The 8,936-nt window shown below is 41.8% G+C and carries 7 protein-coding genes and 3 pseudogenes; 3 read left to right on the top strand and 7 right to left on the bottom strand.

Features of this window, described 5'->3' with window-relative positions; all coding sequences use genetic code 11:
- A pseudogene (locus H5300_RS23885) lies at positions 1-159 on the top strand (IS4 family transposase); the annotation flags it as partial.
- Positions 160-186: 27 nt separating this feature from the next.
- On the opposite strand, the gene H5300_RS28145 reads toward H5300_RS23885, so the two are convergent.
- The 4 genes from H5300_RS28145 to H5300_RS23870 are packed head-to-tail and all read right to left on the bottom strand — an operon-like array spanning position 187 to position 3,367.
- Positions 187-318: a hypothetical protein gene (locus H5300_RS28145; protein ID WP_259397926.1), complete on the bottom strand. Its 132-nt coding sequence runs from the start codon at positions 316-318 to the stop codon at positions 187-189.
- A gap of 10 nt (positions 319-328) precedes the next feature.
- Positions 329-1,492, bottom strand: a complete 1,164-nt coding sequence (locus H5300_RS23880) for a PcfJ domain-containing protein (protein WP_182797079.1) — start codon at positions 1,490-1,492, stop codon at positions 329-331.
- Positions 1,493-1,750: a hypothetical protein gene (locus H5300_RS23875; protein ID WP_182797078.1), complete on the bottom strand. Its 258-nt coding sequence runs from the start codon at positions 1,748-1,750 to the stop codon at positions 1,493-1,495.
- 9 nt (positions 1,751-1,759) lie between these two features.
- Complete coding sequence (locus H5300_RS23870; RefSeq protein WP_182797077.1) at positions 1,760-3,367, bottom strand: DUF4145 domain-containing protein; 1,608 nt, start codon at positions 3,365-3,367, stop codon at positions 1,760-1,762.
- A gap of 95 nt (positions 3,368-3,462) precedes the next feature.
- On the opposite strand from H5300_RS23870, the gene H5300_RS23865 reads away from it, so the two are divergent.
- The gene (locus H5300_RS23865) at positions 3,463-4,476 is read left to right on the top strand and encodes a YafY family protein (RefSeq protein ID WP_182797076.1); all 1,014 of its coding nucleotides are present in this window, start codon (positions 3,463-3,465) and stop codon (positions 4,474-4,476) included.
- A gap of 22 nt (positions 4,477-4,498) precedes the next feature.
- Here the strand turns inward: H5300_RS23865 and H5300_RS23860 are convergent.
- Positions 4,499-4,906, bottom strand: a pseudogene (locus H5300_RS23860) (ISAs1 family transposase); the annotation flags it as partial.
- A 104-nt stretch (positions 4,907-5,010) separates the two neighbouring features.
- Here H5300_RS23860 and tnpC point away from each other — a divergent pair.
- Positions 5,011-6,417: an IS66 family transposase gene (tnpC, locus tag H5300_RS23855; RefSeq protein WP_182797075.1), complete on the top strand. Its 1,407-nt coding sequence runs from the start codon at positions 5,011-5,013 to the stop codon at positions 6,415-6,417.
- 32 nt (positions 6,418-6,449) lie between these two features.
- On the opposite strand, the pseudogene H5300_RS23850 reads toward tnpC, so the two are convergent.
- Positions 6,450-7,154: pseudogene (locus H5300_RS23850) on the bottom strand (ISAs1 family transposase); the annotation flags it as partial.
- Positions 7,155-7,243: 89 nt separating this feature from the next.
- Positions 7,244-8,461, bottom strand: a complete 1,218-nt coding sequence (locus H5300_RS23845) for a hypothetical protein (RefSeq protein WP_182797074.1) — start codon at positions 8,459-8,461, stop codon at positions 7,244-7,246.
- Positions 8,462-8,936: the final 475 nt, after the last annotated feature.

Raw genomic sequence — 8,936 nt, 5'->3', positions numbered from 1 at the left:
CCAATATTTGAATGTATCAGCCACAGAGCATGGTCAGAAATAGGCAACAAACTTGAATGGGCCTGTAGCTATATATTCAAGAATGCACAAAAATCCGCTCAAAGGAAATCCAAGAAAAACATTACGTTATACGGGATTTATGCAAAACTTAATGCTTAAGGTTCAGTCTATGATGTAGCTATGATCTCACATCTGGGACTTATTCGCATCTTCCATAGCCTTTGCCAACTGCGTGGCTTTGTATTGGTTATCTGCTTCAATAATCACGTCCTGACTTACGCCATTTGGAAGTTGAATACGCCCTTTAAACTTTCTCATTTTATTACTCCTATTGATTGCTACTTAAACATGGTAATTCGGTAGATCCAGTCTTTTCGTTTTGCTTACATTGCTCAAACCAACGATGAATCAAGGCTTTACTTTCTGCGCTCGGCGGCCTATTTCTCTTTGCGCAAATTTGATCGATTTCGAATGGGAAGCTTCCTTGAGGTTTTCGCCTGATACCGATGGTTAGCCGCTGTGGTTGATGCATTTGAAACGCGAAATACCTCCCTCCTTTAATTCGGTGGTGATATACAGCAATACAATGTATTTGTTCTGTTCCCTCTCTATGTAGCTGACGATAATTGATGATCGGCTTTATCAAATCACTACCGTTCAGAGGTACTTCGTAAGGAGCATCCCAGTCGATGTCCCCTCCACGTTCTACGTGAGACATCCGACGGTTATTACGGATGGCCCATCGGTCATGCAGCTCTCTAAATCTATCCAAATTACGTTGGTTACTTATTACGTCTATTGGGCTATCAATACCTAGTGCTACACCTAGCTGAATTGCATCTTGAAATTCCGATAAACGTACTCTCTGAGCTATTGAGCCTTGCTTGATAAGAGAGCCTCCAAGTCGGCTACCACTCAAGAATGGAAAAATTTGGTCAAGGCGAAGAGCTGTATAGTCAACCGTAGGGTAATGGCGCAGCTTAAGATAACGCTGCTCTAGAGGGCTAAGCATGCGCTTAACCTGTTCTACTTCATCACCTTTAGTAAAGTCCAGAACCAGTTTATCGATAAATTTCAGGGCCGCTTTTGTTCCATCAAGCCCTAGCTCAGACAGGATTTGCTTTTGCCCTAAATGGCACATAGCTAACGCCTGATCGTTATCAACGTTATGCCTATCGCACACTAAAGCGAGTAAAATTGGCCTTGTTTCTAATAGCTGTTTTGCTGCTTGGCTATTCGCCGCAAGCCAGAGCATTTGATATTGGAACTCTGGGTAATCTTCTGTCGCTTTTAGTAAATCCTGAGGAATGGAGTCCGCCCAACCATTGTCGTCATATTGACGTAAATAATTGAAGCCTAGCCCTAAACCGCCATCCAGAGGGAAACGCCATTGGCCTGTTGTTTTATATCCCTGAAGTTTCTGATTCCATGGTTCTAATTCAAGGTCATACTCAAAACCAAGCTCAGTGGTTAGGATGGTTAGTACTGCCATCTATTCAACCTCCTCTGTCAGGTCCTTAGGACACCAATCAGATAAATATTCATCTTCTGATTCATCTCGAAAATCGTCATCATTTTCAAGTTCAGAGTCATATTCCCACTCTTCTTCAACGTTATCGTCAAACTCAGAAGCTTCGTCATCCACAACAAATGCATGTTCATCTTCATCGTTGCCACTGAAAGCTGCACAAAATGATTTGATTGCCAGCCAACTAAACAAACCACCTAGAAGCAAATAAACAATAAACATCTCTATCTCCTACTTACGCTTTGCTTTTTTTGCTAGCTTACGTTTGCGTTTATTCTTCACTTTCTCAGCCGCATTTTTCTGCATCTTACCTTGGTTTGTAAAACCGATACTCTTCAGAACTGCTTTACCCTCAGCGCTGTTGACGTATGCTCGCGCTTCACTGTGTCCTGCATCTGCTGCTTCTTGTAATAGAGTCGGAATAGGCTTTGGCGTCTTTACACCGTCACGCATCTTAAACTTCTCACCAGCTTTGATTAATGCATGTTTAACCACTGTGTATTTTACATTGGCTTCTTCTAACTCATCATTAGCCTGTAGAATTGCTTGGTGATAAATCTCAATCATTAAGTCGTAGTGTTTATCATTTTGTGTAATTTGATTGAACAAACGAAGCTCTACGTCAAGGTAATCGGGAACAGATTCGTAGCTATCAACCATTATTTGAATAGATTGATTTTGAGCGGCTTTGTCGCGCTGTTGCTCTGCATATACTGTCAAATCCACGTATGACTTGAGCAGTGCAATGCCTGGCGCACGGCGTGATTGAGCTGCAACCAAAGCTGAACGGAGTGCCTTTAATGACTCTTCAGTTGGCTCGAATTCATACGCTTCCAGTTTTAAGAACGCATCTGCTGTGAATGCTTCTGGTAGGCGATATTCGATGCCACGTTCAACCCAACTCTCTTTATCACCACCTGAGCGAAATGCTACGTCCAATTCGAATGAAAGCGCCTGATGGTATCCCTGCTCCGCGGCTTGGCGAATGTATTCTTCACCAAGTTTGGTTTCCTCATGCTTTAATAGATAAGATCCAAATTCAAAGGCAACCTCTCCCTCTTCATCAACCTTTAACGCCAGCTTAAAGCAAGTCTTAGCATTGCGTGTCGCCTCTTCTTGCAGCAATTTATTTGCATAGCACTTAGCAAATAGTAACCAACTTTGAGAATGGTCTTGTCGATGGGCTTTCTCTAACCAGTAACTAAGATCAGCCTGCTTATCTAGATACTGTTCTTTGTGCCACCAGCGAGACTTGCCCGCTTGTTCACTCATCTCCAGCAGCTCGCTGTAAAATTTACTGGCTAGGTAGTAGCTCGCTTCTTTAGAGCCATTCAGCGCATCAGTTACGAACGACGACAACTTACACGGTGTTGGTTCCTGCCAAGCGTCATAGTTCTTTTGTGAATTCCCAAGAATGGTTTGACCAACATATTTAGCAATCTCAAAAACGCTGCTCATGTGTTGCTTCATACGAGTGCGAGAGACTTTCATTTCAGCGATATAAGCACCATTCACTTCAGTCATGTGAACAGATCGGTTGCCATCGTGACGCAAGGCATTCATCTCTCCAATAACCCACTCTTCAATACAATTAGAAGCTTGTAACATCTTGATCTTGTTAGATAGGTCACCATGCACTGGCGGGCGTAATTTGAAGTGCTTCCCTAACTCGTGGCAAGCGAGTTCAACAAACAGTCGGATCTTCGCCATACTCGACTGAGGGTCCGTAAAATAGTAACGCTCAGCTAAAACGGCTTGTTTATATAGCTCCCCCAAACCATCTTTCAGAAAAGCGAAGTTGTCTTTATTTTCATTCTCAAAGTGTGTTTGTGCTTGCATTTTTGCGCTCCTAATTACTATCTTCGAACGCTATATTAATTAGATAGGCGACAATTACTGTCGCTTGTGAGGTTTATTTTTCATCAGAGGATAATATGAGTAAGCAGATACTGAGATATCAAAAAATACTAGAATCCATACCTTGTTATCCAGATTCTATATCTAGCTTAGAGCTACGAGATACGTTGATTTCCTATGGGTTGTTAGCGATTAATTCCGATGAAAAAAGTCAACTTCGAACGGTTCAACGCTGTATTAATAAGGTAGTTGAAGATAACACCAGCATTGAAACTGAAGATGATTGCCGCCCATATCGCTACCAAATAGCTCAAGGACATCGTCATCCCATTAAGCCTGATGGGATGTCCTCCGTTGTATCATTACAGGTCATTGAGAAAGAGATTAAGTCGATGCTACCGCCGACCTTGCGCTCTGATGTCGATGCTATATTTTCTTCATTGAAGCAAGAAGACACCAAGCAAACAAAGCTATGGAGCGAGCGATTTTGCTATTTCCAACAAGAGTTACCACTAGAGGCACCAGACGTAGGTAACGAGTTTTTTAAGCAGATTGAACAAGCACTTCTCAATAAAAAAGATATCGAGTTCAGTTATCAAAAACGTGGTGCAACAGAACCAAAAGCTTATACATTAACGCCACTTGGACTCTTTCTTCACGGTAACAGCTTTTACCTGATAGGCATGGCGCAAAACCAACCAAATAACATTCGCACCTACGCCCTTCATCGAATACACACATTAAAGGTTGGTTTTAGTAGTAATAACATTTTGGCTAAGTTTAACGTCAAAGAATATGTAGAAAAAAACGCCCGTCACTTCTCTGGAGGAGACATGCAAAGTGTCATATTGAAGATAGATAACCTACATGGTTTACACCTTATTGAAGAAACTCGGCTATCACCCAACCAAAAAATAATCGACCAAGATGAAAAATACACGACCGTTGAAGCTGAGGTTCGCGATAGCCTAACCTTTGAGTGGTGGCTGATGAAGAATGCCAATATTGTGGAGGTTATTTCTCCGATCCCGTTACGAAACAAAATTATACAAACTCTGCATGCTAGCTTAAGGCTTTATGGTCAAAGTTAGGGAAGGGCGCGAATATACTTTGTTAATCTGATGTAAAAAGAACTTTTTCCCTGTAATCTTTATTCCACGCGGCTGTGTTCATCTTCCTTGGTACAGACAATTTACCCTCTGATTTTCTAAATAGGTTCTGCACAAAGCGACGACAACAAGCCATATTCAACGCTGAATCCCCAGCGTAAATTCGCTGCTCGTCTTCTTTGAAAATAACGTCCAACGCCCAGTGCTGCTGATTCTCAATGTGCCAGTGCTTTCTTGTTGCCTTTGAGGCTAACTCTAAAGATAAATGGTCTGTGCAAATATAGTACGAAGTTTCATAACTTCCTTTCCCTTTGACACTCCTATCTCTTACCACTGCAACAATGCTTTTTACGAGACACCACTTCTGTCTGATTTCTTCGCTGAAGGCGGCAGGAAGCACGTAAACCTCACGGTAACTATTCAGCCGCGAGACCTTGACACTAAATTTATGTGACGGTGTTAACTTGATCCCATATTCAACTTGAGTGATCTTTTTGTCGTGGCAATCTGGGGGGTATGAATAAGAAAACACTACCTCCACCGCCAGATTTCGATTCGCCTGAAGAGGCGAAAGATATCATTCATTTTTTATGGAATAAGCTGGCTGAGCTTGAAGATAGACTAAATCAAAATAGTCGAAATTCTTCTGTACCGTCATCACAACAGCCTTTGCATAATAAAGCCAAGAATACTTCACCTAATCGGAAGAAATCTGGAAAAAAGCAAGGAGCTCAACCAGGTCATAAAGGCCACCGCCGACTTCTTCATCCTGTTGAAGACAATGCCTCGGTTGAGCAATATTTACCAAATAAAACATGCCACTGCGGTGGTTGTGTCATTCCAAATAGAAAGCCCTATAAGCGACATCAAATCTTCGATTTGCCTGATATTTCGTACACATTGGTTGAGCATCAAGTTTTCCAAGGTGAATGCTCGTGGTGTGGCGACAAGCATCAAGCAGAACTTCCAGAGCATGTGCCTAATGTTCAGATGGGGCCAAATCTGCATAGCTTTATCGGGATCCAAGCGACGCAACACCATCAAAGCATAGGCAAAATACAATCGATGTTGAAAGATGTCTTTCAGTTGAACTTCTCTACCGGTGCGATATCAGCAGCGCAAGGGCGAGTAACGGAATACTTAGCTGATACTCATAAGCAAATCCACGAAACAGTTAAAGCGTCTGAACTGATTATGGCTGATGAAACCTCACATCAACGTAATAATGAAAAGCGCTGGATGTGGGCTGCACTGAGTAATGACGTAGCCTTTTTCCAGATTAATAGCGGTAGAAACCAGCATGCTGCCAAACGCCTGCTTGGTGAGGCTGTCTCACACCTGTTAGTGACTGACCAATACTCAGCCTATAAATATATAGATGACTCCAAACGACAGTTATGCTGGGCACACATCTTGAGAAACGTCATTGCTATCGAGGAGAGTGTTTGTCCTGAAAATCAAAAAATAGGAGAAAAACTCGCTTTAATCGCTCATAGCGTATTCAGGTGCCACCATCGATATATTGAGAGCAAAATTACCGAAAACCAATATTATCGCCGACTCAGGCGATTAAGAAAGAGCTGGCTTAATTGGCTCAAACTGGGCAGTTATCAATGTTCAAAACGATATCGAGGTCGGTGCCGTAATCTCATCGCAGATGATGCGATGGTCTCGCGCTTTATGGATGACTCTGAATGCCCGTTAACGAACAATGCTGCGGAGCGAGTTCTCCGTAACTACATATTGATGAGAAAGTGCTGTTATGTGACTCGTTCATATCGGGGAGACCTGTTCCGAGAACGGATGTTCTCACTCATAGAGACAGCGAAACTTCAGAAGATCTCTGCGTATAACTGGCTGCGTGAAATCGTCGAACATCATATGCTCAAAGTGGATTATCAGACGCCAGCGTTTTTAGCTTAAACTGACGTCAATAGCTCGCGGGTGAATAGTTACACCTCACGAACCTCTTTTCTACCATGTCCTTTGTCTTCCGTGATGTATGATTGCTGTTTATCTTCAGGCAAAGCCCAATAGTCTTGGAATTGCGCATCAACTTCGGCTAACAAACTTGGTTGATTCAGTTTAACTTGTACTAGGATATCTCCGCATTTATCAACCACTTTATTCAGTGTTTCAACCTGACAATGTAGGGCATCAGCCGTTAATAAACATCCTTTGATATCCAAAGCGTCTAGCATGTTTCTTATTGCTATTAGCTCCATACCTTTGCCGTCACAAGGTTGGTGTGTGAGAGTCAAACCTTCGTCTACATCAAATGCCGAAACCATATAGAGAGGGTGATGTTGTTTGCTTGCTTTCGCCCCTTTTAGAACCTTCCCATCAACACTGATTATAGGCTGAGCATGCTTCTCTCTGTGCAAATTGACCCAGCCCACCATCGCTTCCAAGAGCGTCTCTGGCACAACAGCTCTCATGATCGCAGCTATATTATGTCGAGTGGGAAGACCATTTTCGTAGGGGAAATACTCACGTAACCACTCGATATTTCCTTCACCGAAATCCTTAATCTCTGTCCACTTATTTTGACCACAAATCATGGCTGTTATGACCAAAAAAGCAACTTCCATAACAGGATAAACTTGATTGATGTGCGAACGGGTATCTTTCACTTTTTTAAGTTGCTCAATGATAATCATGTGCGAATTTCTCATGTTATTTTACTTCATGATCAGATCGTGATTATCTAAAAAGTTCACTGTAAAATAAAATCCTTTATTTTCAGTGGTTAAAGTTCGATCCCGCCCCTTTCGATGCCATTGATGAATGTCTTCCCAAGTGAGTGCTTGATCGTTGTGGTGTAGTTACCTGACTCTTCTTCGTTCAACAGTCTGTCCAATGCGTTTTGGTTGATTTCAAGTAATTTAACTAGCTTTGGTGTGATAGTGACATTGAAGTCAACTTTAAGGGACTTCTCAAATGCCTCTCCTGATTCTCGGTTAGTTAAGCCTTTATAATTTTTAGGCATTATTTCAATTTCTCCATCGATACTTGAGTCATTAACGAAGATGTTGATATTCTCGAATTTGATCCCATTACCTATTATGGATTTAAAAGCAGCCTCAATTGTTTCCTCTGTAGGATTTCTTTCAATCAAACCGATGAAGCTATTAAGCTCTTGAGTATTAACTCCTTTAATCTCACCACTTAAGCCAAGTTTGTTCGATAGTTGGGTGATGTTTGGAGATTGAAGATCTAGTGAGTCAACTTTCCAATCAAGCTTCAGGCTCGTATTGTCTTCAATTGTAATTGCTGAATGAAACTTCGCGTCTTTGAAGCTAAATCCACCAGATCGAGCGTTGATACCTCCATCATTTGCAATTATTTCAGTATTATGGGTGTCATTAGTGATATTTGACTTAATCTCAATGCCGTTTATATAGGCCTGTTCTCTTCTTTCAGAGATTCTAATTCCGTCAATTTTTGTGGATGTAGTGAAGGCTTCTTTATTGCCTTTAAACAGAATCTCAACATCGCCAAGTTTGAAGTTGCTTGAGCGGCCTGTATTGATTTCTCCAAGTGAGAAGTTGCTTTGTAGATCTAAAGACTGATTGCTGGTATCGAATGTGTATTTTATGCTTTCATTTAAGCTTGCTACCTCTCTGATTAACGTTGAGGTAAGTCCTTTATCCTTCGGGAGACTAAAATTACCTTCAACGCTAAGTCCGAATGGCGCAACCGTTGCTGTGTGGCTTAGGTAGATTGGTTCAGGAAGTCTTTTTGAACCATTGTTTATGTAGATAGCGAAATTCTGCTTGATATTGTTATTGTTGATTTCCGTATCGATCAGTTGGGCATCAATGAATTGGTTTTTTAGTCCAGTTAGTGAGCTTTCAACTTCACTGGTCACAGTTTCTGCTGCATTCTTAATCAACATGTTATTGGCAACCAAGGCACCACCACCGATGATCGCTGTACAGCTGATTGCAATTAAAGTTTTTTTCATCTTTGCCTCTGATAAATATAGGAATCAATTAGTTATGCTATTTTATATGAATTCAGTTGCTTTCTCAACATAAACCAATTCTTCCCATTAGCGCTCAACAATTACTTTGTTATACCTGTAGTTATTCATTAAATACTAATTTAGAAAAGTCACTGACACGGAATTGTCCGTGCGACGTGAAGTCGCATGAAGCGCTGTTCACCGCGAAAAGAGTGAACCGTTTGTATCACCAGACGACCCTAAGGCTCTGAATAAAGAAGCGAGCCTGACAATGTAACGAAGTTTGGCACTGTGCCAAACGGGAGCAAAACCGTGAGGGAATGCTCCTCCTGATAACCACGAATTGGGTGAGTGCTAGGGAAATGATATGAACGCTTCCCCAACCTACGGAGTCTGACGATGATTCGATTGACGAGGAAGGATACTCCCTGTCACGGCATCAAAGTGCCCAGTATGGTTCAATCTAGTGAACAAT

The sequence above is a fragment of the Vibrio sp. SG41-7 genome (assembly GCF_014164465.1).
GTDB lineage: Bacteria > Pseudomonadota > Gammaproteobacteria > Enterobacterales > Vibrionaceae > Vibrio > Vibrio splendidus.
The sequence above is the reverse complement of the archived record's forward strand: the minus strand, read 5'-3'. Positions and strand labels throughout refer to the sequence as shown.